The 25,009-nt window shown below is 73.1% G+C and carries 18 protein-coding genes; 8 read left to right on the plus strand and 10 right to left on the minus strand.

Features of this window, described 5'->3' with window-relative positions:
• Positions 1 to 299 precede the first annotated feature (299 nt).
• Entirely contained in the window at positions 300 to 2,936 is a 2,637-nt protein-coding gene (glgP, locus tag BGK67_RS23950) for an alpha-glucan family phosphorylase (protein WP_069922010.1), read from the plus strand.
• Positions 2,937 to 3,064: 128 nt separating this feature from the next.
• On the opposite strand, the gene BGK67_RS23955 is transcribed toward glgP, so the two are convergent.
• Both BGK67_RS23955 and BGK67_RS23960 read right to left on the minus strand, forming a co-directional pair.
• A complete protein-coding gene (locus BGK67_RS23955) occupies positions 3,065 to 3,736 on the minus strand; it encodes a hypothetical protein (RefSeq protein ID WP_069922011.1) in 672 nt (223 codons plus the stop codon).
• A gap of 263 nt (positions 3,737 to 3,999) precedes the next feature.
• Entirely contained in the window at positions 4,000 to 6,267 is a 2,268-nt protein-coding gene (locus BGK67_RS23960; RefSeq protein WP_069922012.1) for a M4 family metallopeptidase, read from the minus strand.
• A 381-nt stretch (positions 6,268 to 6,648) separates the two neighbouring features.
• Here BGK67_RS23960 and BGK67_RS23965 point away from each other — a divergent pair, with 381 nt between their 5' ends.
• On the plus strand, positions 6,649 to 8,124 hold the full coding sequence (locus BGK67_RS23965) for a sugar transferase (RefSeq protein WP_079154344.1): 1,476 nt from the start codon (positions 6,649 to 6,651) through the stop codon (positions 8,122 to 8,124).
• Between the two features lie 16 nt (positions 8,125 to 8,140).
• Here the strand turns inward: BGK67_RS23965 and BGK67_RS23970 are convergent, their stop codons facing one another.
• Positions 8,141 to 9,103, minus strand: coding sequence for a GDP-L-fucose synthase family protein (locus tag BGK67_RS23970; RefSeq protein WP_069922014.1), 963 nt, complete (start codon positions 9,101 to 9,103; stop codon positions 8,141 to 8,143).
• A gap of 411 nt (positions 9,104 to 9,514) precedes the next feature.
• On the opposite strand from BGK67_RS23970, the gene gmd reads away from it, so the two are divergent.
• The 4 genes from gmd (at position 9,515) to BGK67_RS23990 (ending at position 14,658) form a co-directional block, all read left to right on the plus strand.
• Positions 9,515 to 10,528 (plus strand): GDP-mannose 4,6-dehydratase, encoded by a 1,014-nt coding sequence (gene gmd, locus BGK67_RS23975; RefSeq protein ID WP_069922015.1) that lies wholly within the window; start codon positions 9,515 to 9,517, stop codon positions 10,526 to 10,528.
• A 244-nt stretch (positions 10,529 to 10,772) separates the two neighbouring features.
• Entirely contained in the window at positions 10,773 to 13,547 is a 2,775-nt protein-coding gene (locus BGK67_RS23980) for a CBM96 family carbohydrate-binding protein (protein ID WP_069922016.1), read from the plus strand.
• 85 nt (positions 13,548 to 13,632) lie between these two features.
• Positions 13,633 to 14,313 carry a hypothetical protein gene (locus tag BGK67_RS23985; protein WP_069922017.1) on the plus strand — a complete coding sequence of 227 codons (681 nt, stop codon included), beginning with the start codon at positions 13,633 to 13,635 and terminating at the stop codon, positions 14,311 to 14,313.
• 132 nt (positions 14,314 to 14,445) lie between these two features.
• Positions 14,446 to 14,658, plus strand: a complete 213-nt coding sequence (locus tag BGK67_RS23990; RefSeq protein ID WP_069922018.1) for a hypothetical protein — start codon at positions 14,446 to 14,448, stop codon at positions 14,656 to 14,658.
• A 16-nt stretch (positions 14,659 to 14,674) separates the two neighbouring features.
• Here the strand turns inward: BGK67_RS23990 and BGK67_RS23995 are convergent, their stop codons facing one another.
• The gene (locus BGK67_RS23995) at positions 14,675 to 15,796 is read right to left on the minus strand and encodes a glycosyltransferase (protein ID WP_069922019.1); all 1,122 of its coding nucleotides are present in this window, start codon (positions 15,794 to 15,796) and stop codon (positions 14,675 to 14,677) included.
• Positions 15,793 to 16,332 carry a WcaF family extracellular polysaccharide biosynthesis acetyltransferase gene (locus tag BGK67_RS24000; protein WP_069922020.1) on the minus strand — a complete coding sequence of 180 codons (540 nt, stop codon included), beginning with the start codon at positions 16,330 to 16,332 and terminating at the stop codon, positions 15,793 to 15,795. The genes BGK67_RS23995 and BGK67_RS24000 overlap by 4 nt, the downstream gene beginning before the upstream one ends.
• A 96-nt stretch (positions 16,333 to 16,428) precedes the next feature.
• Here BGK67_RS24000 and BGK67_RS24005 point away from each other — a divergent pair, with 96 nt between their 5' ends.
• Positions 16,429 to 17,940, plus strand: a complete 1,512-nt coding sequence (locus BGK67_RS24005) for a hypothetical protein (protein ID WP_079154345.1) — start codon at positions 16,429 to 16,431, stop codon at positions 17,938 to 17,940.
• A gap of 211 nt (positions 17,941 to 18,151) precedes the next feature.
• Here BGK67_RS24005 and BGK67_RS24010 read toward each other — a convergent pair whose 3' ends face one another.
• The 3 genes from BGK67_RS24010 to BGK67_RS24020 are packed head-to-tail and all read right to left on the minus strand — an operon-like array spanning position 18,152 to position 22,325.
• On the minus strand, positions 18,152 to 19,378 hold the full coding sequence (locus BGK67_RS24010; RefSeq protein WP_069922021.1) for an MATE family efflux transporter: 1,227 nt from the start codon (positions 19,376 to 19,378) through the stop codon (positions 18,152 to 18,154).
• Complete coding sequence (locus BGK67_RS24015) at positions 19,375 to 21,120, minus strand: tyrosine-protein kinase domain-containing protein (RefSeq protein WP_069922022.1); 1,746 nt, start codon at positions 21,118 to 21,120, stop codon at positions 19,375 to 19,377. Before BGK67_RS24015 ends, BGK67_RS24010 begins: the two co-directional genes overlap by 4 nt.
• Positions 21,117 to 22,325, minus strand: coding sequence for a glycosyltransferase family 4 protein (locus BGK67_RS24020; RefSeq protein WP_069924068.1), 1,209 nt, complete (start codon positions 22,323 to 22,325; stop codon positions 21,117 to 21,119). The genes BGK67_RS24015 and BGK67_RS24020 overlap by 4 nt, the downstream gene beginning before the upstream one ends.
• Before the next feature lie 172 nt (positions 22,326 to 22,497).
• On the opposite strand from BGK67_RS24020, the gene BGK67_RS24025 reads away from it, so the two are divergent.
• Entirely contained in the window at positions 22,498 to 22,986 is a 489-nt protein-coding gene (locus tag BGK67_RS24025; RefSeq protein WP_069922023.1) for an FAD synthase family protein, read from the plus strand.
• Here BGK67_RS24025 and BGK67_RS24030 read toward each other — a convergent pair.
• A complete protein-coding gene (locus BGK67_RS24030) occupies positions 22,967 to 23,692 on the minus strand; it encodes a CDP-alcohol phosphatidyltransferase family protein (RefSeq protein WP_069922024.1) in 726 nt (241 codons plus the stop codon). The two genes, BGK67_RS24025 and BGK67_RS24030, sit on opposite strands and share 20 nt — an antisense overlap.
• Before the next feature lie 33 nt (positions 23,693 to 23,725).
• On the minus strand, positions 23,726 to 24,925 hold the full coding sequence (locus BGK67_RS24035; RefSeq protein WP_069922025.1) for an MFS transporter: 1,200 nt from the start codon (positions 24,923 to 24,925) through the stop codon (positions 23,726 to 23,728).
• Positions 24,926 to 25,009 lie beyond the last annotated feature (84 nt).

Consider the following 25,009-nt stretch of genomic DNA (forward strand, 5'->3'; position numbering starts at 1 on the left):
TAGAAAACGGGCAGGCCGCGAACGCGCCCGTCCGGAGGTACGGGTACGAGGACCCGTCGAAGTTGGCCGGTCTCATACGCCCGAAACCCCGGCGGCGCCCAAAACGGACACCCGGAATCCCAAGGAGTGGGACGGGCCGGCGCGGTACCCGACCCGGCCGCCCGAGCCGCCCGCCCGGCGGAGGCCCCGGGCGCCATGGCCCTCGGGGCGGGGGCGGCGCTAGCCTTCCGGGGGTGATGCGCGGATGCACAGCGTGGTGCGGCCGCTCCGATCCGCAATCCCCTGCGAAGGTGGAACGTGTGAAGGCTATCCGTCGATTCACCGTGCGCCCCGTCCTTCCCGAGACCCTGCTGCCGCTCACCGACCTCGCGCGCAATCTGCGCTGGTCGTGGCATGCCGAGACCCGCGAACTCTTCCAATCCGTCGACCCCGAGGGCTGGCAGGCCGCCGGCGGCGACCCCGTCAGGCTGCTCGGCGCCGTGTCCGCCGCCCGGCTCGCGGAACTCGCCGGCGACCGCCGCTTCCTGCGGCGCCTCGCCGTCGCCGCCGCCGACCTCGATGACTACGTCAACGGCGGGAGGTGGTACCAGAGCCAGGAGATCGGTGCGGAACTGCCCGCCGGCATCGCCTATTTCTCCCCCGAATTCGGCATCACCGCCGCCCTGCCCCAGTACTCCGGCGGCCTCGGCATCCTCGCCGGGGACCACCTGAAGGCCGCCAGCGACCTGGGCGTCCCGCTCATCGGCGTGGGACTGCTCTACCGGCACGGCTACTTCCGCCAGTCGCTCTCGCGCGACGGCTGGCAGCAGGAGCACTATCCCGTCCTCGACCCCAACGAACTCCCGCTCGCCCTGCTCCGCCAGGACGACGGCTCCCCAGCCCGCGTCGGCCTGACCCTCCCCGGCGGACGCGCCCTGCACGCGCACATCTGGCAGGCCCGCGTCGGCCGCGTACCGCTGCTGCTCCTGGACTCCGACGTCGAGGACAACGACGCCCCGGCCCGCGAGGTGACCGACCGGCTCTACGGCGGCGGCAGCGACCACCGGCTGCTCCAGGAGATGCTGCTGGGCATCGGCGGGGTCCGGGCCGTGCGCGCCTACTGCGCGATCACCGGGCATCCCGACCCCGAGGTGTTCCACACCAACGAGGGACACGCCGGCTTCCTGGGGCTGGAGCGCATAAGGGAACTGGAGCGCGAGCAGGGCCTCGGCTTCGACGCCGCCGTCGAGGCGGTGCGCGCCGGGACCGTGTTCACCACGCACACCCCCGTCCCGGCCGGCATCGACCGCTTCGAGCGGGCCCTGGTGGCCCGGCACTTCGGCGAGGGCGGGGAACTGGCCGGCGTCCCCGTCGAGCGGATCCTGGAGCTCGGCGCGGAGAACTATCCCGGCGGCGACCCCGGCGTGTTCAACATGGCGGTGATGGGACTGCGCCTGGCGCAGCGCGCCAACGGCGTGTCCACCCTGCACGGCGCGGTCAGCCGGGAGATGTTCGCCGGACTGTGGCCGGGCTTCGACCCCTCCGACGTGCCCATCACCTCCGTCACCAACGGGGTGCACGCCCCCACCTGGGTGGCCCCGGAGGTCGTCCGGCTGGGCGCCCGCCAGATCGGCGCCGGGCGGACGGAGGACGCGCTGTCCGTCGGCGGGTCGACGCGCTGGGACGCCGTCGCCGACATCCCGGACCAGGACGTGTGGGACCTGCGCCGGGTGCTGCGCGAACAACTGGTCCAGGAGGTACGCGACCGGCTGCGGGCCTCCTGGCGCCAGCGCGGGGCCGCCGACGCCGAACTGGGCTGGGTGGACTCCGTCCTCGACCCGGACGTGCTGACCATCGGCTTCGCCCGGCGCGTGCCCTCGTACAAGCGGCTCACGCTGATGCTGCGGGACCCCGACCGGCTGCGCAGGCTGCTGCTCGACCCGGACCGGCCGGTGCAGATCGTGGTCGCGGGCAAGGCGCACCCGGCGGACGACGGCGGCAAGCGGCTCGTGCAGGAACTGGTGCGGTTCTCCGACGACCCGCGGGTGCGCCACCGGATCGTCTTCCTGCCCGACTACGGCATGGCCATGGCGCAGAAGCTCTACCCGGGCTGCGACGTCTGGCTGAACAACCCGCTGCGGCCCCTGGAGGCCTGCGGCACCAGCGGGATGAAGGCCGCGCTGAACGGCTGCCTCAACCTGTCCGTGCTGGACGGGTGGTGGGACGAGTGGTTCGAGCCCGACTTCGGCTGGGCCATCCCCACGGCCGACGGGCTCGGCACCGACGAGGAGCGGCGCGACGACCTGGAGGCGAACGCCCTCTACGAGCTGATCGAGGGCCGGGTCGCCCCCCGGTTCTACGACCGGGCCGGCCGCAGCGGGCTGCCGGTGCGGTGGATCGAGATGGTCCGGCGCACGCTGGTCTCGCTCGGGCCCAAGGTGCTCGCCGGGCGAATGGTGCGGGAGTACGTGGAACGCCTCTACGCCCCGGCCGCGCGCGCCCACCGGGCCCTCGGCCCCGACGCGGCGCGGGACCTCGCCTGGTGGAAGGGGCGGGTCCGGGCGGCCTGGCCGAGGGTCGGCGTCGAGCACGTCGAGGCCCTCGCCGCGGCCCCGGTCAACGGCACGGCCGAGCTGGGGGCCACCCTCACGCTGCGCGTGCACGTCTCGCTGGACGCGCTGCTGCCGGAGGACGTGGAGGTGCAGGCCTTCGCCGGGCGGGTGGACGCGCAGGACGTGATCCGGGACGGGCGGACCTTCCCGCTCAAGCCGTCCGCCGGGCCGGACCTGGAGGGGCGCTGGGTGTACGAGGGCCCGCTCGCCCTCGACCGCACGGGGCCCTTCGGCTACACGGTCCGCATCCTGCCGGCGCATCCGCTGCTGGCCAGCCCGGCGGAACTGGGGCTGGTCGCGGCCCCGGTGGACACGGATGCGGGAGGCGGCGTGCTCCTGCGGTGACGCGGGCCGCGCGGTGCGGGGGCGGGCGGCGGATCCGGGCCGCCCGCCCCCGCGCCCGTGCGGCGGGCCGCACGGGTGAACCTCCGACGTGCCTGGCCCGTCGGTCGTTTGTGCGTCCTCGTCCGCTTTTACGCTGCCCGGCCGACACCGGCGAGCGGGCCGCGGTGGCCGAAGGGGGCCTTTTCTCCGGCATCTTCCGGGCGGTCGGCTGACCGCCCTTCCCCGTGCTTCAGCCGCGCTCGGCCCCGCCGGCCCCGGCCGCCGGCCCCGGCCGCCGGCCACCGCACCACGTCCGCCGCGGTGTAGGGCCGGGCGTCCGGGAAGAGCGCCGCCAGGAACGACAGGTCCTTGCCGATGGTCACGAGCGCGGGCTCCACCCGGCCGCCCGGCCGCCGCCGCGCGAGGCCGATCGTGGCGAGCAGGCCGTTGCACAGGCACTGCCGGCCCCGCGTGTCGGCCGGGTCCCCGCCCTTGCGGACGTACGCCGCCACCGGCTCCGCGGCACACCGGTAGACCGGCCCGCGGGAGCCCCGTACCGGCGTGCGCAGGAAGCCCAGGCCGCACACCCGGCGGCGGGCCGCGGCCACCTCGGGATCCGAGAGCGTCCCCGGGAGTTGGGCCACCTTGAAGGGGAACGCCGTCGGCGAGGCCTCCGGGTCGTTGCGGACGGTGAGGGTGCCCTCGTGGGCCCGGCAGCGCAGTTCCTCGCGCAGGTGGCGGGCCATCCCGGACTCCTCGCACAGGGCGAAGGCGCTGCCGACCTGCACCCCGGCCGCCCCCGCGGCCCGGGCCGCGGCCACCGCCCGCGGCTCGGGCCGGGCCGCCCGCGAGCCGGAACGGCAGGCCGAGCGCCGCCATCCTGGCGAGGTCCGGATCGTCGCGCGGGCCGTACACCGGCTCGCCGTCCTCGACCCGGCGCGCCGCGAAGGTCCTCGGTCCGGGGGCAGGTGGTCCCGGCGGGGCACGGGCGAAGGCAATGGAACAGGGCCGCCCGGGGAGGTCTTCTCCCGGGCGGCCCCGTGGTCATGCGGGTTCAGCAGGTGCTCACCTCACCCCCGTGGGGTCAGAAGGTGAGCTTCCAGCTGTTGATGTAGCCGGTGTCCAGGCTGGCGGCGTCCCTGACGCGGAGCTTCCAGGTGCCGTTGGCGGCCTCGGAGGAGGCGTTCACGGTGAAGGACTGGACGATGTTGTCCGCGCTGCCGCCGGAGCGGTTGCGCAGGTTGTACACGCTGCCGTCGGGGGCGACCAGGTCGACGACCAGGTCACCGACGTAGGTGTGGACGATGTTCACGTCCACCTTCAGCGTGCTCGGGGCGTTGCCCGTGCGGGTCACCGCGATCGGGGACTCGACCGTGGCGTTGTCGCCGATCTGGTAGTCGTTCGTGTTCTCGAAGACGTTCTGCTGGCCGGTGCCGACGGTCCAGGTGAAGGACGCCGTACCGGTCTTGCTCTGCGAGTCCGTCACGGTGACGGTCACGTTGGACGTGCCCGCCGTGGTGGCCGTGCCCGAGATCAGGCCGGTGGAGGAGTTGATCGACAGCCCGGCCGGCAGGCCGGTCGCCGCGTAGCTCAGCGCACCCGGGTTCGTGCTGGTGGCCTGGACCTGCAGGCTGACAGCGGTGTTGACCTGGGTGGTCTGGTTGGCGATCGGGCTGACCGTCACGCCGCTGACGATGCGGGGTCCGACGGCGACGCCGGCCCAGGCGTTGGCGACGTTGTTGTAGATCGTGGAGCCCTGGCCGTAGAGGTCCGCGGCGGCCTTCAGCGTCTGCACGCGGGCGTCGGCGTAGTTGGTGTTCGACTTGAAGTAGCCGACCGTCAGCGCGCGGAACCAGATCTTCGAGGCGGCGTCCCGGCCGATCGCGGTGACGGGCAGGCCGTCAGCCGTGGGCGAGTCGTAGCTCACGCCGTTGACGACCTTGGCGCCCGAGCCCTCGGAGGCCAGGTAGTACCAGTGGTTCGCCGGGCCCGAGGAGTAGTGGACGTCGATCGAGCCGATGCCCGAGTACCAGTTGTCCTTGGACGAGCCGTCCTTGCTGGGCTTGTCCATGTAGCGCAGCGGGGTGCCGTTGCCGCGGATGTCGATCTTCTCGCCGACCAAGTAGTCGCCGACGTCCTGCGGGTTGTTGGCGTAGAACTCGACGGCCGCCGCCATGATGTCGGAGGTCGCCTCGTTCAGGCCGCCGGGCTCGCCGCTGTACGTCATGTTGCCGGTGACCGAGGTGAGGCCGTGGGTCATCTCGTGCGCGGCCACGTCGGTGGAGGTGAGCGGCTTGGCGTTGCCGTCACCGTCGCCGTAGGTCATGCAGAAGCAGGAGTCCTGCCAGAACGCGTTCACGTAGTTGTTGCCGTAGTGGACGCGGGTGTACGGGGAGACCCCGTCGTTGCGCAGGCCGTTGCGACCGTGCACGTTCTTGTAGTAGTCCCACGTCACCTGCGCGCCGTAGTGGGCGTCGGCGGCGGCCGTCTCCAGGTTGGCCGGCTGGCCGTTGCCCCAGAGGTCGTCCGGGCCGGAGAAGAGCGTGCCGGTGCCGGAGGTGCCCCGGTTGAGGTTGTAGGTCTTGTGGTTGCCGCGGCCCGCGTCGGTCAGGTTGTAGGTGCTGCCCGACTGCGAGGTCCCCAGGGTCACCTGGCCGCTGTACATGGTGTTGCCGGTGCCGGTCTCGACGGCCTGCCACTCGGTGATCTTGGCCCCGGTCTTGGCGTTGGTGACCACGTGCAGCTCGTTCGGCGTGCCGTCGTGCTGCAGGCCCCCGACGACGGTCTCGAACGCGAGGACCGGAACGCCCTCGGCCGCCCAGATCACCTTGCGGGCGCTCTTGGAGGGCTTCGCCTCCTTGGAGCCCTCGGCGTTCGCGGCGGAGACCGCCTGGCTCTCCGCGGCCGCCGGGGTCACCGAGGCGGTCGTGTCGGCGACCTTGATCTCGTGCTGGGTGGCCTTCGTCACGCTCTTGGTCACGCCGCCCTTGGCGTGGACCGTCAGGTCGCCGCCGAGGACGGGCAGACCGTCGTAGGTCCGCTCGTAGGTGGTGTGCGTGGTGCCGTCCGCATCCTGGACGACATCGCGGACGACCAGCTTCTCGCCGCCGCCGAGGCCGAGGGCCTTGGCCGCAGCCGCGGTGGTCGAGTTCGCCTCGGCGAGGAGCGTCGCACGCTCCGAAGCGCTGAGTACGCGGTTGGCCGCGCCCGGGTTGGGCTGGGCGGCCGTGCGGGCCTCTGACGCGGTGGCGTCGGCGGTGGCGGTGCCGGTCTGTATGCCTACGGCGAGCAGCGCCGCCGCGGCTACGAGGGCGCCGGCCGCGGTGGCTCGCCTCTGGGGGGTGGACCTCAACGCAGACTCCTTCTGCAAGGGGGGTTCCGGACGGCTGGGTGGGCCTCCGGGCAGAACAGGGCTGGTGCGATGAACGGTCGAAGAGTGACAGCTGCTCGCCACAATGTCAGGAGCGCGTCAAAAGGTTGGCCGGAAACGGTTCGTTCTCCGATGAGACGTATCCGGTATCCGGACCGTTCACCTTTGCGTGCGAAAGAGCCCCCCGATATTCGGAACGGCTGATACCGGTTGCTAACACTTGAGCAACAAGAGGTCGGGTTGCCCCAATCGGCATTTACCGTACGGGCGTTTGTCGTACTGTTTCCCGGTGCGACAGTCGTCCGTTGCCTGGGGAAGCCATGGGCGCTCGCCGCTGCCATAGACCACGTGCCAGGGGGGCCCATGAGGCATGTCCATTTTCCGGCGCAAAGAGTGGCCAGCGCTGCCCGCGGGTCGTCCGTGTCCGCACGGCGCCTCGGTGACAAGGCCCGCTGGTACCTGCCCGCCGCCGTGAGCGCCGACTTCCTCGGCGCCGCCGTGCCCGTGGGGCTGGTCTTCTCCGCAGCGCAGCAGGTCCGGCCCCTGCACTGCGCGCTGGCAGCCGCCGTGGCGTGGACCGGGGTGCAGGCGCTGCGCCGGCGGTACGCGGGCCGGGCGCTGGGGGAGTCCCGCGGTGTGCTGCCCGTGGTGCACGACTGGCTGATTCTGATCGGCGTGCTGGCCGTGGTCCGTGTGGTGACCGACGAGGCCACTCCCCGGCTGTCCGCCCTCGGGGCCCTGCTGCCCGCCCTGCTGATCACCGTAGCCTGCCACAAGTTGACCTACCGCCACCTCTCGGCGGCCCGGCGCGAGGCCCAGGCCGTCAGCCGGGTCCTGGTGGTGGGCGAGCCCGACGCCGCCGAGGACGTCATCGCGCACCTGGCCGCCCGCACCGACCACCCCTACGTGGTCGTCGGCGTGGTCCCGGTCGGCGCCGGAGCCCTCACCAGCGGGGTCCCGGTCGCGGCCCGCCTCGACGCGGGGATGCCGCCGGCCCCGGGCGGCGACTCCGCCGCCGTACTCGGCGCCGTCCGCAGCCACAACGCCGACCTGGTGCTCGTCGCCCCCGGCGCGCGGATCACGGGGGAGCGGCTGCGCCGGGTCGCCTGGGCCCTGCACGACGCCGGACTGGAACTCGCGGTCTTCCCCGGCCTGGTGGAGGTCTCCGTCAAGCGGCTGGAGACCCTGTCCGCGGGCGGGCTCGCCGTGCTGCGGGTCGCGCCGCCGGTCAGCCGGGGCGTGCAGACCCTGCTCAAGTCGGTCCTGGACCGGGTGGGGGCGGCCGTGGGGCTGCTGCTGCTCTCCCCGTTCTTCCTCGGCATCATCCTGGCGATACGTTTCGGCTCGCGCGGCCCCGCCTTCTACCGGCAGCGGCGCATCGGCCGCGACGGGGCCCCGTTCGTCATGTGGAAGTTCCGCACCATGGTGGTGGACGCCGACGCCCGCAAGGCGGAGCTGGCCGGGCACAACGAGAACGACGGCCTGATGTTCAAGATGCGCCGCGATCCCCGGGTGACCCGGGTGGGCCGGCTGCTGCGCCGCACCTCCATGGACGAGCTGCCGCAGCTGATCAACGTCCTGACCGGGGACATGTCGCTGGTCGGCCCGCGCCCGCCGCTGCCGGAGGAGGTGGCGAAGTACGACGAGGTCGAACTGCGCCGGCTCACCGTGCGCCCCGGGATGACGGGACTGTGGCAGATCAGCGGGCGCTCCGACCTGTCTTGGGATGAAACGATTCAGCTGGATCTGCAGTACGTCGACAACTGGTCCTTCACCAGTGACGTCGACGTGATGGGCCGTACGCTCCGCGCCGTCGTCGACGGCCGCGGAGCGTACTGAGGGGCCCCGGGTGGGATCAGCCGTTCCGCTGCTGCTCCCGCTCGCGCAGCCACCAGGCGTAGGTGGCCGCGATGCCGTCCCGCAGCGGGACGGCCGGCTTCCAGCCGAGCGAGGTCAGCCGGCCGACGTCCAGCAGCTTGCGCGGGGTCCCGTCCGGCTTGGACGTGTCCCAGGCGAGCCGTCCACCGAAGCCGGTCACCTCGGCGACGGTCTCGGCCAGTTCCCGGATCGTCAGGTCCTCGCCGCAGCCGATGTTGACGGGCTCGTCGCCGTCGTAGTCGCGCAGCAGCACCGCACACGCGGCGGCGAGGTCGTCCACGTGCAGGAACTCGCGGCGCGGCGTGCCGCTGCCCCACAGCACGACCTCGTCGCGGCCCTCGGCGGCGGCCTCGTGGAAGCGCCGGATGAGCGCGGGCAGGACGTGCGAGGACTGCAGGTCGAAGTTGTCGCCGGGGCCGTAGAGGTTCGTCGGCATGGCCGAGATGTACGAGGCCCCGTACTGCTTGCGGTACGACTGGACCTGGACGATGCCGGCGATCTTCGCCAAGGCGTAGGCCTCGTTGGTCGGCTCCAGCGGGCCGGTCAGCAAGGCGTCCTCGCGGATGGGCTGCGGAGCCAGCTTGGGGTAGATGCAGGACGACCCGAGGAACAGCAGCCGGCCCACGCCGGCGGCGTGCGCGCCGCCGATCACGCTGAGCTGGATCTGCAGGTTCTCCTCGAGGAACTGCACCGGATACGTGCTGTTGGCCATGATCCCGCCGACCTTCGCGGCGGCCAGCACCACGGCGTCCGGGCGGACGTCCGCCAGGTACGCGGCGGTCGCGGCGGCGTCGCGCAGGTCGAGGTCGGCGCGGCCCCGGGTGAGCACCTCGTGCCCGTCGGCGGTGAGCCGGCGGGCGACCGCGGACCCCACGAGGCCGCGGTGGCCCGCGACGAAGACGCGGGCGTGCGGGGGCAGGAGCGGCAGCGAACTTGTCATACCGCCGATGATGCCAGTCCGCTCGCGCGGGGGTGGCGGCAGTCCGGGGCCGGCGGCCGCGGGCCCCGCCGGGGCGCCCCCGCACGGACCGCGCGCGATTGCGCCGCCGCGCTCCCGGGCCGGGCGGACCGGGTCCGGCGCGTGCCGCTCGGGGCGGGCCGGCCTGCTCCGTGCCGGGTTGCCGCCGGCGCGTTGGAGTGCGCGGCATCCGCTGTCATAGTGGGCGGAAGCGGCGTGTACGGTACGCATCCAGCCCCCGGACCCGGCCGCCACGGCCAGGCCGGCCGGAGACGTCCGCGCGGAACCGCGACCGCCGGGCCACAGGGCCGCCGGAACTCGCACACCCCGCAGCCCCCCGAGGGCACGGGCACGCCCGGCACAACGGAACACAACGCATCCCAGGGGGACCGCATGGGCAAGACCGCACTGATCACCGGCGTCACCGGGCAGGACGGCTCGTACCTCGCCGAACTGCTGCTTTCCAAGGGCTACACGGTGCACGGACTGGTGCGGCGCTCCTCCAGCTTCAACACGGAGCGGATCGACCACGTCTACCAGGACCCGCAGACCGCCAACCGGTCCTTCGTCCTGCACCACGCCGACCTCTCCGACGGCGTGGCGCTGGTGAACCTGCTCCGCGAGATACGGCCCGACGAGGTCTACAACCTCGGCGCCCAGTCCCACGTCCGCGTCTCCTTCGACGCGCCCCTCTACACCGGCGACGTGACCGGCCTCGGCGCGCTGCGGCTGCTGGAGGCCATCCGGGCCAGCGGGGTCGACACCCGCATCTACCAGGCCTCGTCCTCCGAGATGTTCGGCGCCACCCCGCCCCCGCAGAACGAGGGCACCCCGTTCCACCCGCGCAGCCCGTACGGCGCCGCCAAGGTGTTCGCGTACTGGACCACGGTGAACTACCGCGAGGCGTACGACATGTTCGCCGTCAACGGGATCCTCTTCAACCACGAGTCCCCGCGCCGCGGCGAGACCTTCGTGACCCGCAAGATCACCCGCGCCGTAGCCCGCATCAAGGCGGGCCTCCAGGAGAAGCTCTACCTCGGCAACCTCGACGCGGTCCGCGACTGGGGCTACGCCCCCGAGTACGTGGACGCCATGTGGCGGATGCTCCAGCAGGACGAGCCCACCGACTACGTCGTCGCCACCGGGGTGGCCGCGACCGTCCGCGAGTTCGTCGAGGCCTCCTTCACGCACGCGGGCCTCGACTGGAACGAGCACGTTCGCTACGACCCCAAGTACGAGCGCCCCAGCGAGGTCGACGCGCTCATCGGCGACGCCTCCAAGGCCCATGACCTGCTCGGCTGGAAGCCGACGGTCCTGGTGTCCGATCTGGCCAAGATCATGGTCGACGCCGACATCCGCCAGATCGAGGACCAACTGGCGGGCGTGACGGTCCGCATCGACCGCTGAGGCCTTATATTTCCCCTACGATTTGCCGTGTCACGGTCATACCCACAGGTCTGTGTGGGTGTGGTCGGGGTAAACCTGCCATATGTCCGTAGTGCACCCTCCCTGCCGCACCTCTTGATTCCAACTTGGTATGCAATGGGTCAAGGAGGGTGACCGGGCCCTCGCGTGAGCCCTAGTCTGCGCCCGTACATATGGCTGTTCGGATAGTTCCAGCCATCAAACCGGGCGATGCCCTGGGGGGCTCATGCGTAGATCCAGAGGGCTGACTGCTGCCCTCGTCCTGTCACTGGCCGGTGCCGGCACCGGTATAGGCCTGGTGCTGATGCCGCAGGCGTCCGCCATCACGGCGCCAGTGGCCTTCACCGCCGACAGCCTGCCGACCTGGCAGCCTGACGGCATCGTGTTCGCGATGGCCCAGGCGAACGGCACCGTCTTCGCCGGCGGCACCTTCTCGGCCGTCCGCCCGCCCGACGGCGCCGCCGGCACCGAGCGGGAAGCCGTGAACTTCGTCGCGCTCGACGCCGCGACGGGCAACCCCACCTCGTGCAAGCTCGCCTTCACGGTCTCCGACGGCACCGCGACGGTCCGCGCGCTGGAGGTCTCGAAGGACCAGAAGACCCTCTACGCGGGCGGCTACTTCGGCGCCGTCAACGGGACCCCCGTCTCCAGCCTCGCCGCGATCGACATCGCGACCTGCACCCCCAAGGCAGCGTTCCACCCGGGCGTCCCCGCCACCGTGCGCGCCCTCGCCGTCACCGACGACACCCTGTACGTGGGCGGCGACTTCAACGCCGTCGACGGCCAGACCCGCGAGCGGTTCGCCGCGGTCGACGCCGCCACCGGCGCGCTCAAGCCCTTCGTGGCCAACGCCGACGAGCCCGGCCGCGCCATCGAGGTGAGCAACGACGGCAAGAACGTCCTGCTGGGCGGCGACTTCTTCTCCGTCAACAACTCCACCACGCACGCGCTGGCCGTCGTGAACGCCACCACCGGCGCCGTCACCAAGACGTACAGCAACATCCCGTCGAACTCCGTGGTCAAGGACATCTCGGCCGACGCGACGGGCTACTACACCGGCAACGAGGGCTCCGGCGGCGGCGTCTTCGACGGCCGCATCGGCCTGAACACCGACTTCAGCGAGAAGTGGCGCGACCGCTGCCTCGGCGCCACCCAGTACGTGCTGCCCTACGACGGAGTGCTCTACAGCTCCTCGCACGCGCACGACTGCTCCACCGAGCTGGAGTTCCCCGACGGCAAGCGCCACTTCCTGCTGGCCCAGCCGACCGACCACACCGGCGCCGCCCCCGCGCCCGTGGGCGGCTTCGTGCGCGGCCCGGGCAAGCTCGGCTGGCACCCCACCGCCAACGACGGCCTCGGCGAGGGCATCGGCCCGCGCGTCATGGCCATCGCCGAGAAGAGCGACGTCAAGTACATGTGGGTCGGCGGTGAGTTCACCCTCATCAACGGCAAGCCGCAGCAGGCCCTGACCCGCTTCGGCTCCACCGGCGACGTCGGCGCCCCCACCACCCCGGTGGCCAGCGCCGACAGCGTCAAGCCCGGCGAGGCACAGGTCCGCTGGCGCACCAGCTACGACGCGGACGACAGCAAGCTGACCTACCGCATCTACCGCAACGGCTCGGCCACGCCCGCCGCCACGGTGAACGCGGACTCCCTGGAGTGGCAGCGCCGGCAGGCCTCCTGGACCGACACCACGGTCAAGGCCGGCCAGTCCTACAGCTACCGCGTGACCGCGACCGACGCGGCCGGCAACACCAGCGCCCTGTCGGCCAGCGTCTCCGTGACGGTCCCGACCGCGGTCCAGTCCTACCCGAACCAGGTCCGCGCCGACGGCGCCGGCCTGTACTGGCGCTTCGACGACACCGTCAGCCCCTACGTCGCCGACTCCTCGGCCGGCGGCAACACCGGCGGTGTCCAGCTGAACGCCCCCGCCCTGCGCCAGACCCCCGGCGCGGTCACCGGCGCCAGCACCGCCATGGGCTTCAACGGCACCAGCCAGAAGGTCTACAGCGACCACCGCCAGACCGTCGGCAGCGCCTTCACCATCGAGACCTGGTTCAAGACGGGCACCTCGCGCGGCGGCAAGCTGGTCGGCTTCGGCAGCAACACCGACCGTTCCAGCGGCTCGTACGACAAGCACCTGTACATGACCAACACCGGCCGGCTGGTCTTCGGAGTCTCCAACGGCTCCGCCCAGACCGTCTCCACCGGCCTGTTCGACACGTACAACGACAACAAGTGGCACCACGTGGTCGCCACCCAGGGCCCCGGCGGCATCACCCTGTACGTGGACGGCCAGAACAAGGGCTCGCTGAACCGGACCAGCACGCAGACCTACGCGGGCTACTGGCACGTCGGCGGCGACAACCTCACCGGCTGGCCGAGCCGCCCGACGAGCAACCACTTCAACGGGCAGCTCGACGAGACGGCCATCTACCCGACGGCGCTCACCGAGGCCCAGGTCAAGAACCACTTCACCCTGGCCAAGGCGCCCACCGACTCGGTCTCCAAGGTCAACGCGACCGAGGACACCTACGTCAACCAGGGCGCCCCGGGCACCGCCTACGGCACGTCCACCTCGCTCGCGGTGCGCGGCACCTCGGCGTACGAGACGTACCTGCGCTTCAACGTCCCGGCCGCCCCGGCCGGACAGGTCCTGAAGTCCGCCGCCCTCCAGTTCAAGACCAACACGCAGACGGGCGCCGGCACCGCCGACACCGTGTCCGTGGTCCCGGTCACCGGCACCTGGACCGGCGCGGGCACGACCTTCACCAGCAAGCCCGCCCTCGGCGCCACCCCGCTCGGCACCATCGCGGGCGTGCCGGACGGCTCGGCGGTCCATTCCGTGCCGCTGGACACCGCCGCGGTCTCCGCGGTGCTGGGCAGCAGCTACAGCCTGGGCCTGACGAGCACGGGCACCGACCCGCTGTGGATCTGGTCCTCGGAGGCCACGGCCGCCGACGGCATCCCGCAGCTGGTCCTCACCTTCGGCGCGAAGTAGCGGCGAGCACCTGGCGGGGCCCGGCCGGCAGCACGTGGCCGGGCCCCGCACCCCTGTCCCACCCAGTAAGCACGGGAGCCATCCGATGTACCGACGCTCCGCAGCGGCCGCTGTCCTGCTGACCGCCGCCCTGACGCTGACCGCCTGCAGTTCCGGCGGGGGCAAGGCCGACTCCGGCGCGGAGGCGAAGGCGAAGCCCCCGGCCTCCTCGGCGGCCCCCGACCCCGCGGACACCCCGGCGCCCTCGGCGCCGGCGCCCGACGCGAAGCCGACGGGCCCCGTCCTGCCCGACGCGAAGCTCACCCCCAAGACGGGCACCTTCACGGCGCAGGAGAAGAAGTACCTGAGCGGGCGGGTCCCGGAGAAGATGGACCCGGCGGCCGTCCTGCAGTCCGGCCAGGAGGCCTGCCAGCGCGTCCAGTACACCGCGAAGCGCGACAAGGACGCGGCGACCGGGGCCGTCATCACCGGGGAGATCCCGGGCGCCAAGGACGCGATCACCCACCTGTGCCCGGACCAGAAGCCGATCCTCGCGGCGGCGGAGAAGGGCTTCCCCGAAGGCCCCCGCACCTCGCCCGCGGCCGGCACCTACCGCGCCCTGACGCAGGCCTCCACCTGCACGTGGGAGGCGAAGTCCAAGGACGGCTCGATCCTCGCCTCGGGACCGGAGACCCCGCCCAACGCGGGCGACAAGATCGCGGCCGCCATCCCGTCGGGCACGGCCGAGTTCAACTCCTCGGGCTGCTACGCCTGGATCCCGGCGTAACGAGCCCCCCGCGCGCCCCCGAGAACGCCCCCTGCCGCCAACAGCCCGGCGGCAGGGGGCGTTTCCGTCTGCCGGGCGGGGGTATCCGCTGGACCTGAGCACGACGACACCGAGCCTTCGGAGGCGAATCCTATGACCGGCCTTGGTGGCTGCATCGGCCTGATAGTGGTGGGGGCCATCCTGACGTTCGCCACCGACTGGGAGATGGAGAGCGTCAACCTCGACGTGGTCGGGCTGATCATGATGGGCGTGGGCCTCATCGGCCTGGCCGTCTACTCCAGCGTCCTCAAGCGCCGCCGCGCCATGGGCGCCCTCCCGGTCGTGGAGCAGCGCCGCGACATCTGAGCCGCGGCGCCGGCGCTCAGCCCCGGCGGGCCGCCTCGTACACCGGCAGCAGGGTGTCGAGGACCGCGTCCATCGAGAAGGACTCCGCGGCCAGTTCGCGGGCCGCCGACGAGGCGGCGGCGTTGGCCGCGGGGTCGAGCAGGGACAGCACCGCGGAGGCCACTCCCGCCGGGCCCGGGTCGACCGCTCGGCCCGCGCCCGCGGCGGCGATGTCGCGGGCCAGCCCGTTGGAGTGGGTCACCACCGCGGGGACGCCCACCGCGAGGGCCTCGAGCACCGACATCGGGAACGGCTCGTCCACCGAGGGCAGGACGTAGACGTGGGCGCGGCGCAGTTCCGCCAGCACCTCCGCGCTGGACAGGGCCCCCGGGACCGTGAAGCGGTCGCCGAGGCCCAGGGCCGTGACGCGGGCGCGTACGGCGGCCAGTTCGCCCTCGTCCGGACCCGCCACCACGAACCGGGCGTCCGGGTGCGCGGCCAGGACCGCCGGGGCCGCGTCCACGAAGTCCACCGGCCGCTTGCGGGCCTGCAGGCGCGCCGAGTACAGGATGCGCGGGGGCCCGCTCGGGGCGGGCCGCTGCTCCTGCGCCGGGGTGCCGTTGACCAGCCGGACCGCGGTCGCCAGCGGTCGGCCGCCGACCACCGCGTCCAGGCCCGCCCGCTCGTGTGCGGTCAGGTACAGCACCGCGTCCGCGCCGCGCAGCAGCCGGCGTACGGCCACCGCGTCCAACACCTTGGCCAGCAGCTTCCCGCTCGGGTCCACCATCCCGTGGGTCTGGAGCACCAGCGGCTTGCCGGCCCGCAGCGCGGCCAGGGCCACCGGCAGGGTCACCAGGTCCCGGGCCAGGTGGACGTGGACCAGGTCCGCTTCCCGCACCAGCCGCCCGGCCGAGGCCAGCAGCGCCGGCGAGGTCATCCCGCTGAAGCCCAGGGGGAGGATCCGGCGCGCCGGGAACAGCTTCGCCGGGACCCCCTCGACGTCCGTCGGCCACGGCTCGGGGAACCCCTCGCCGAGCGCCAGCAGCCGCGCCTCGTGGCCGCGGGCCCGCAGCCCCTTCGCCAGGTTCAGCGCGACCCTCACGGGCCCGCCGAACGCGTGCGAGGGGGAGTGCAGGGTGACGGCGTGCAGGACTCTCACTTGGGCTCCTCCACCGGGCGGCGGCGCCCGTCCTGGGTCTGCAGGGTCAGCGCCGGGAGGTCCTGGTGCACGACGGCGCCCGCGCCGGCGACCGCGCAGCGGCCCACGGTCACCCCGGCCAGCACCGTCGCCCGTACCGCCACCCACGCGCCGTCCTCGACGGTGACCGGGGCGTTGCGGTAGCGGAAGTCGGCGGCCCGGTGGTCGTGCGAGCCGGTGCACAGCATGGCTTCCTGCGAGAGGCACACGTGCGAACCGATCGTCACCGGCTCCAGGTTCAGCAGCCAGACGCCCTCGCCGATCCAGGCGTGGTCCCCGACGGTGAGCTTCCACGGCCACAGCACCCGCACCCGGTGCCGGATCAGCACCCCCTCGCCGATCTTCGCCCCGAAGGCGCGCAGCAGCGCCACCCGCAGCCGCGGCGGACAGAACCAGCTCATGAAGAGCGTGTTCATCACGGCGAACCAGAGCGCCTGCGTCAGCAGTCCGCGCCCCTTGTCGTACCCGGCCAGCGTGAAGGCAGGAAGGTCACGCAACTGAAGCCCCGATCGTTCCGCGCGAACGCGCCTCCCCTGGCGCGGCCCGCTCAGACTAGACTGCGCCCGGACCAGGCACATGGGGTGGGGGCGGCAGTGGCAACGGACGTACGCAAGCCCCCCGTCACCCCCGCGCCCTCCCCCTTCGAGGACGAGTCCCTGTGGGGCCGGGTCACCACCCCGCGCACCCTGCTCTCCCGCGCGCTGTCCGTCCCGCTCGCGCTCGGTTTCAGCGTCTTCCTGCCGCTGTTCGTCGCCGTGCAGACCGGCGCGGGCGCGCGCGACGCGGCGTTCTGGCTCCAGCTGCTGCTCACCATGTACGCGGGGGCCCGGCTCTCCGCGATGGTGCTCACCAGCCGCCGCAAGCTCCTCCAGGGCTCCTTCTGGCTGTTCGTCTACATGGCCATGGGCGTGGCCCCGCTCGCCCAGGCGGTCCTCGGCCAGGTTCCGACGCCCGTCGTCGGGCCCCGCTCCGACCTCACCGCCGCCATCGCGCTGGTGCTGCTCGGGTGCACCGCCTTCGACGTGGGCGTCCTGCTCGCCCGGCACCGGCCCGCCGGCCGCGCGGGCGGCTCCCAGAAGCAGGCGCGGCCGGTCATGACCCACCGGCGCCGGCTCCAGCTGCTGACGGCCCTGTCCTTCCTGTGCAGCGCCGTCTTCGTGATGAAGCTGGGCGGTCCGGCGGTGTTCTTCTCCAGCCGCCAGGAGATCATCGCGGGCATCGAGGAGGCGGGTGTCTCCAACGGCGACGGGCAGGCCGGCCAGGCCCTGCTGCGCGGCTTCGGCACCGTGCCGGCGCTGCTGTCGCTGCTGCTGTACACGCGCTGGCTGATCACCTCGAAGTACGCCCGGCGCAAGGTCTCCATCATCGTCACCTGGGCGGCGCTCGCCCTGCTGAACCTGGTGGTCAACAACCCGATCTCGAACCCGCGCTACTGGTTCCTGACGGTCATGTTCGCGCTGCTCTTCACGGTCTTCCCGGTCAGCGCGGCGATGTACCGGGTGGCCCTGTCGATGGCCGTGGTCGTCGCCCTCCTCGTCTTCCCGTTCGCGGACCGCTTCCGGTACGACGAGAAGAACTACAAGCCGGTGGAGACCACGTCCTTCCTGGAGCCGATGGCGCTCAAGGACTACGACCAGATCGGCATGTTCGCGAACACCATCACCTTCTCGGAGTCGGGCCCCGGCCACTTCTACGGCCGCCAGCTGGCCGGGTCGATCTTCTTCGCCGTGCCTCGTTCGGTCTGGGAGGGCAAGCCGCGGGACACGGGCGTGATGGTCGGCCAGTGGATGGGCACGGTCAACACCAACCTCTCCTCGCCGATCTGGGCGGAGCTGTGGCTCGACTTCGGGCCGCTGGGGATGGGGGCGGGGCTGCTGGGCATGGGCTACGCGTCGGCCCGCGTCGACCGGCGCTATGCGAAGCGCGCCACGCGGAGGGCTCCGCCGGGGAGCCTGATCTCGGTGGTGGTGCCGCTGGTCGCGGGCTACTCCTTCATCCTGCTGCGCGGGCCGTTGCTGCAGGCGTCGGGGCGGGTGGCGATCGCGGCCCTGTGCCTGGCGCTGGTCGCCACCTACCGCCAGGACCGCACCACAACCCTGCGCTAGGCCCCGCCGCCCGTGCCCGTGCCCGCGTCGGTGGGCTGGGTTGGGCTGCGGTGCGGCTGGGTGTGGCTGGGGCGGGTTGGCGTCTGCGGGTACGAGATCGGGGCTCTGCCCCGGACCCGGCGCCTCAATCGCCGGCGGGGTTGAATGTGGCTGGGTTTGGCTCTGCGGGGGCTGGGGCCGAGCACCCAGGGGGTGGGCGGCGCGGCGTGGGTCAGGTGGTCGGGGCCGGGGCCGGGGCCGGGGCCGGGGTCGGGAGCTTGGCCACGCGGTGCCAGGCGGCCGTGGCCTTGAGGGCCGAGCCGGCCGCCAGGCCCCAGGCCGCGCCGAGCGGGCCCCACACCGCGTACCCGCCGATCAGGAGCACCACGGACAGCAGCGAGAAGACCACCTGCACCGACAGCGTGGCCTTCGGCGCCAGTACGCGCAGCGTCAGCAGGCCGGCCGTGCCCAGGCCCATCACCGCGTACTGCGCCCCCGTCGCCGGCAGCAGCGCGGCCGCCGACGTCCAGGTGGCGCCCAGCAGTTCCCGGCCCAGCCGGTCCGGCAGCAGGTACAAGGCCGCCGCCCAGCCCGCGCCGAGCCCGGCCAGCAACAAGCCCAGCGCAGCTGTCGCCCGCACCACCGCCCGCCGCCCCCCGCCGAGCCGCGACAGCACCGGCGGCGCGAACGAGTTCGCCGAGTTGAACAGCACGTTCAGCGGCCCGAAGAGGGTCGACGCACCCCGCAGCGCACCCACGGCCAGCGGCGTCGCGAAGACGCCGAGTCCCAGCACCGCGAGCTGGCTGGAGCCGTTGCCCACCGCGAACTCGACCACGAACCGCTGCCCCAGGTGCCCCCGCCGCAGGTACGGCCGCAGATCCGCCCGCGCGCCCCGTACGTACGGCCCCAGCAGCCACAGCCCCAGCCCCAGCGCGGGAAGCGCGGACAGGCCCCACACGAGCACCAGCCGCCCCGCGGAAGCCCCGGCCGGCTGCACCGCCAGCGCAGCGACCACGCACACCAGCCGCAGCGCGTCGGCGGCCAGCGCCCGCTCGGGGGCGCGCAGCGCCGAGAAGCAGTACCGCAGCCCGTCCTGCACGAGGACCAGCGGCAGTACGAGGCCCAGCGCGAGGAAGGCCCGCCCGCCAGCCCCGCCGAGCAGCAGCCCCACCACGGCGAGCACCGCGCCCACGGCGCCCGAGGCGGCCGCGGTGAAGCCCACGGCCGACCGGCAGGCGCCGCCCAGCCGTTCGCCGGTCTTCTCCAGGACCAGGTGCTGGCCGACATAGGCCATGCTCAGTCCCAGCAGCACGGTGAAGGTCACGTACACCATCGAGAAGGCGGCGAACCCGGCCGCCGACGACAGCCGGGCCGCCAGCACCAGCACCAGGATGTTGGTGGCGCTGGAGGCGGCCTGGTCCAGGACCGAGGAGACGGCGGCGAGTCTGCCCCGGCTCACCTCCGGCCCATGCGGACGGTGCGCAGCGCGACCGTGTCGGTGCCGTCGCCCGGGATGTGCTGCTCCGGCTCGGCCCTCTCGCGCGTCAGCGGCTGCGGCGCGGCCGGCGAGGGAGCGGGCGCCGGCGCGGGAGCGGCGGCCCCCTTGCCCTTGCCCTTGCCCATGCCGCGCTTCTCGCCGGGCAGCGGGGCGTGCAGCACCGCGCCGAGCACCGTCCCGCCGGCCCCGCTGATCAGTTCGCGGATCCGGGACAGGTCGGTGCGGTGCACGGCCCGCGGGTCGCAGACGACCAGGACGCCGTCCACGCGGTCGACGAGCGCGAGGGCGTCGGCGTACGAGAGCACCGGCGGCGCGAGCACGACGACGGTGGAGTTGGGGGAGTCGGCCTCGGAGATCAGCCGGGTGGCCCGGGCGGACGTGAGCGCGCGCGGCACGTTGCGCGCGCGCTCGCCCGGGATCAGGTCGAAGGAGCCGGACTCGCCGGCGTCCACGACGAGCTGGCGCCCGTCGGGCCACTCGGAGTCCGCGTGGCGCCCGCCGCCCCCCGAGGCGCCGGAGCCCTGGCTCCAGCGCGGCCGGCCGCCCGCGTCGGTCGGCAGCTGGCTGGCCAGCACGGGGGTGCGCAGGTCGGCCTCGATGAGCAGGACGTCCTTGCCGGTCTCCGCGAAGGAGGCGCCGAGGTTCACGGCCACCGCGGCGGCGGTCTCGCTGCTGCCGCGCGGGGCGACGACGAGCAGCCGGCGCCGGTCGGCGAAGCGGGCGTCGTAGGCGAGCCGGAAGGCCACCGACCGGTACTCCTCGGCGAGCCGCGGATCGGCCTCGCCCGCGGCGAGCAGCGGCCCGCCGCCCGTCCGGTCGCGGGGCAGGTAGCCGAGGACGGGGGCGCGCAGGGCGCGGGCCACGTCGCCCTCGGAGCGCGGTGCGGGGTCGAACACGAGCCGGACCCAGGCGGCCAGCAGGCCGAGCGCGAGGCCGACGGCGGCGCCGAGCGCGAGCGACATCACGATGCCGGGGCCGTCGGCCCCGGGCGGAGCGGTCGCGGCGCTGGTGACGCGGCCCGGGGACATGTCCAGGGCCTGGAGCTTGGCGATGTTGCTGTTGAGCGAGTTGACCTTGCTCTGCAGGTCGGTCTTGGAGGAGTAGGCCGCGTCGCGCCCGGGGCCCGCCGGCATCGAGTTGATCTGCTTGACGAGCTCGTCGAGCTGCTTGGACACCGGGTCGCGCTGGTCCTGGTAGCCCTTGACCATCTTGTCGCGGGTGACGTCGAGGGCTTCCTGCCGCTTGAGCAGGTACGCCTCTGTCATCGCGTTGGCGCGCTTGGCGGCCTCCTTGGGGGAGGACGCGGTGTAGGTGAAGCGCAGCACCATCGTCTGCGGCGGGTTGGTCACCTGGAGGCCGCTGCGCAGGGCCGCGAAGCCGGAGGCGGAGACGCCGAGCTTCTTCGCGGCCTCGTTGGCTGTGGAGGAACTGAGCGCGACCTGGCGCTCCGAGCCGATGTTGATCGCCTTGTCGGGGGCGAGGCTCGGGTTGAACGGGTCGTCGGTGGGCGCGCGCAGCACCACGTCGGCCGTCGCGACGTAGGTGTCGGCCGTGGAGATGCCGAGGTAGATCCCGCCCAGCAGCCCGATCCCGATGCCCGCGCCGAGCAGCCGGCGGTAGCGCAGGAGCTGCCGGAACTGGTCCCGCAGCAGATCGGGTTCGTCCTCGGCCGGTGCGGCTGCCGGGCGGTTCGTCTCGATCACGGCCGGGGACCCCCAAGTGCTTCGTCTATCAGTGCGTCGATGCGGGCCAGGCCCGCTTCGCGGCTCAGGTGGGCCGCCACGTGGCGGGGCCCGGCCGCTCCCAGTGCGTCCGCGCCCTCGGGATCCTCGGCCAGGACCCGTACGGCCTTCAGCAGGGCTTCGGGGTCCTCCGGCCGTACGAGCACCCCTGCTCCCGAGCGCTCCACCTCCTGGGCGGTCCCGCCTTCCGCCGCCACGGAGGCGACGACGGGCCGGCCGGCCTGGAAGTAGGAGGTGAGCTTCGACGGAACGCTCATGTCCAGCACGGCGGCGTGCTGCGTGACCGCGAGTACGTCCGCCGCCGCGAGGATATCCGGGAACTCGCCGTCAGCGGCAGGGGGGATGATGTCCAGATTGGGCACATCGGCCGACAGTTCGGCGAGGGCCGCGCGCTGGCTGCCGTCACCCATCAGGACGAAACGGACGCGCGGGTCCAGCCGGGCGGCGGCCACGAGCACCTCGAGGCCCTGCTTGAGGCCCATGTTCCCGGAGTGCAGGACGACCGTCTGGTCCGGGGCCCAGCCGAGGTGGCGGCGGGTCTCGCCGCGCGGCTTGGTGGGCACGGCCACGTGGGACCAGTTCGGGACGAGGCGGATCCTGTCCGGGTCCACGCCCATGCCGACGACCCGGTCCACGAAGGTCTCGTGGATGACGCCGACGAGGGTGGCCCGCTTCAGCGCGTAGGCCTCGGCGCGGCCGGCGATCGCGGCCGCCTTGTCGCCGCCGCTGATCCCGCTCTGCGCGGCGGCGGCCCCCATCAGGTCCTGGACGACCGGGACGTACGGGACCTTCCAGCGGGCCGCAAGCCGGGCGGCCAGCACCCCGCCGGCCAGGCTGGGCATCTGGGCCATGACCGCGTCCGGCTTCGGCATCCGGGGCGGGGCCGCGGCGCCGTGCAGCAGGATCGATCCTTCGAACAGGGCCCGCTTCACGGCGGTCTGGCGCTGCGGCACGGTGTGCGCACGCCGGTGCACGATGACACCCGCGCGCCGTTCCGTGCGCCGGAGCGCCCCCTTGTACTCCGGCTCGAGCGACCACGCCGGGTAGTGTGGCATGCCCGCGAGGACATGCGTCTCGTGGCCGAGATCTTCCGCCCAGTGCTCCGCGATCTGGGTGGCGTACGGCCCGATTCCCGCGTGTTCGGGTGCGTAGTTGGTGGAGACCAGCAGCAGGCGCCGGTGACCGGATCTGGACACTGAGCGTCCCCTTCTCCCCTGGATGATGCGCACGTCACCCTATTCGTTCACCCGCGTGCCGCGGAACGTGCACGCTATTGTCTGCTAATCCGCCACACCGGGGGGTGTGGCCGCTGGGGGGTAACAGATGACGGAGCGGGACATGTCCGAACTTGGCGCGCCTGCGCGCAGGCCGTACCGGGTCGGCTACGCGCCGGGTGCGTACGATCTGTTCCATATCGGACACCTCAATATCCTTCGGCACGCGAGGAGTCAGTGCGACTACCTGGTGGCCGGAGTGGTCTCCGACGAGATGGCAGAGCTCGCCAAGGGGCGCCGCCCGATGATCCCGCTCGTCGAGCGGCTGGAGATCGTCCGCAGCGTGAAGTACGTGGACGCCGCGTTCGTCGAGACGGTGCCGGACAAGGTGGAGACCTGGCGGCAGGTCCGCTTCGACGTGATCTTCAAGGGTGACGACTGGCGGGGCACCCCCAAGGGCGACAGGCTCGAGAGGGCCTTCGCCGTCCACGGCGTCGACGTCGTGTACTTCCCGTACACCGTCCACACCTCCAGCACCCAGCTGCGCCGGGCGCTGGACGCGCTCGCCGAACCGCTCGCGGCGGCGGAGCCCTTCACCGCCGAACGGCGCTGAGCTCCCGGAACCACTTCACGAGGAACGCCACCAGGAACAGCCCGGCGACCACCCCGAAGGCCGCGTAGGCGCGGACGAACAGCTCCCCGCCGCCGAGCAGCAGGAACACCAGGCAGAACACCCCGTAGTCCACGGGCAGCAACGCCACCGCGCGCAGGGTCGACGGCGCGGCGGCGGGGCTCCCCGGCGCCGGCCGGGGCTTGAGCTTCTCGGTCAGCAGTCCGCCGAAGAAGGTGACGATCGCGGCGAACTGGAAGCCCAGCGGCACCAGCAGCCAGCCGTCCCCGCCCGTCCCGTAGGCGTCGGGGAAGCGGTAGAAGGCGATCAGCACGCACGAGTGCAGCGCGGTGAGCTTGGCGCAGTCCACGACGTGGTCGAGCCACTCGCCCGCGGCGCTGCCGCTCCCGCGCAGCCGGGCCAGCTGGCCGTCGGCGGAATCGAAGGCGAACCCCACGGCGAGCGCCGCCCAGACGGCGATCCCCAGGCCCCAGGAGGGCGCGCACAGGGCGACCGCGGCCGCGGCGGCGAAGCTGAAGGCGGCGCTGACCAGTGTCACCTGGTTCGGGGTGAGCCCGAGCGCGTACGACCCGGCGGCCAGGTACCGCCCGGTCGGCCGGTTCACGAACCGCGAGTAGAGCGACACCCCCTTCGCCGATTTCTGCGCCCCGCGCAGCTCGCGCAGCGCGAATCCGACTCTGCTGCCCATGCACGGACCCCCTCAGTGACGATGTCGAACACATCATCGCAGGGCGAAAGCGGACTCCCGCGCGGGGCGTTCGCGCACGTCCGGGAGGAGCAGGACGGACAGGTTCGCGGCGGCGGTCAGCACGGCGGCGGCCAGCAGCGGGGCAGTGGTCCCGGTGACGGCGGCGAGCGGGGCGGCCGCCGCCAGGCCCAGCGGGCGGGCGGCGAAGGAGATCAGGGTGTCGAAGGACCCGACCCGGCCCAGGGCCTCCAGCGGGATGCGGCGCTGCATCTCCGTCTCCCACAGCGGGCTCAGCACCCCCAGCCCGAACATCGCGCAGCAGAACGCGGCCCCGGTCACCGGGAGCGGCAGCCGCAGGGCGAACGCGGTGAGCGGCAGCGCCTGCGCGGCGGCTCCGAAGGCCACCGCGCACAGCGGCCGGCGGACGGGCAGCCGCCCGGCCGCCCAGACTCCCGCCAGCATCCCGACCGTGCCGGCCTGGGCGATGACCACCCACGAGGCCTCCCCGCCCAGGCTCTCCACGGCGATCAGCGGGCCGAGGGTGAGCAGCAGTCCGGCCGCCAGGTGCCAGGCGCCGTGGGCCAGCACGTTGGCGAGGAACCACGGATGGCGCCGGGTCTCGGTCCAGCCCCCGCGCAGTTCCGCGAGGAAGGAGGCGCGCGGCGTGCCGCGCGGCGCCGGGGCCACCGGCAGGCCGCCGAGGGTCAGCGCGGAGAGCAGGAAGAGCGCGCCGGTGAGCAGCGAGGACCAGCCCGCACCGATGACCAGCATCAGCGAGCCGGCGGCGGCCGGCGCGGCGATCTGCGCGAGCCCGGTGGCCACCCCGAGCCGGGAGTTGACGCGCAGCCGCCCCTCCTCGGGGACCGCGGCGGCGACGAGCGTGCGCGCGGCGGGGGTGCCGAAGGCCACCGCGGCCCCGGTCACGGCCGCGAGGGCGGCCAGGCCGGGCACGTGCGCGGGACCGGCCATCAGTACGCACCCGGTCGCCAGCTGGGCGGCCGCCCGGACGAGGTCGGCCACCAGGACCACCCGGCGGGCGGGGAACCGGTCGGCGGCCACTCCCGCCACCGGCAGCAGGAGCAGCATGGGCAGCAACTCGCAGGCCAGCACGAGACCGAGGTCCCCGGCGGACCCGGTCCGGACGAGCGCCAGCGTCAGGGTGGTGGGGATGAGGGCGGTGGCGAAGGCCGCGAAGGTGCGGCCCGCCAGCAGCCGCCAGATGAGCGGGGTCATGACAGGCGAGATTACTTCCGGCCGGGGCGGCCCCGGGAACGGCCGGCGGCCCCGGGAACGGCCGGCGGCCCGGAAACGGCCGGC

The organism is Streptomyces subrutilus (assembly GCF_001746425.1).
Lineage (GTDB): Bacteria > Actinomycetota > Actinomycetes > Streptomycetales > Streptomycetaceae > Streptomyces > Streptomyces subrutilus_A.

Coding starts and splice junctions, on each gene's coding strand:
- BGK67_RS23965 (WP_079154344.1), top strand. CDS start 6,649: ATGAGGCATGTCCATTTTCCGGCGCAAAGAGTGGCCAGCGCTGCCCGC.
- BGK67_RS24035 (WP_069922025.1), bottom strand. CDS start 24,925: ATGACCCCGCTCATCTGGCGGCTGCTGGCGGGCCGCACCTTCGCGGCC.
- BGK67_RS23985 (WP_069922017.1), top strand. CDS start 13,633: ATGTACCGACGCTCCGCAGCGGCCGCTGTCCTGCTGACCGCCGCCCTG.
- BGK67_RS24025 (WP_069922023.1), top strand. CDS start 22,498: ATGTCCGAACTTGGCGCGCCTGCGCGCAGGCCGTACCGGGTCGGCTAC.
- BGK67_RS24030 (WP_069922024.1), bottom strand. CDS start 23,692: ATGGGCAGCAGAGTCGGATTCGCGCTGCGCGAGCTGCGCGGGGCGCAG.
- BGK67_RS23980 (WP_069922016.1), top strand. CDS start 10,773: ATGCGTAGATCCAGAGGGCTGACTGCTGCCCTCGTCCTGTCACTGGCC.
- gmd (WP_069922015.1), top strand. CDS start 9,515: ATGGGCAAGACCGCACTGATCACCGGCGTCACCGGGCAGGACGGCTCG.
- BGK67_RS23990 (WP_069922018.1), top strand. CDS start 14,446: ATGACCGGCCTTGGTGGCTGCATCGGCCTGATAGTGGTGGGGGCCATC.
- BGK67_RS23970 (WP_069922014.1), bottom strand. CDS start 9,103: ATGACAAGTTCGCTGCCGCTCCTGCCCCCGCACGCCCGCGTCTTCGTC.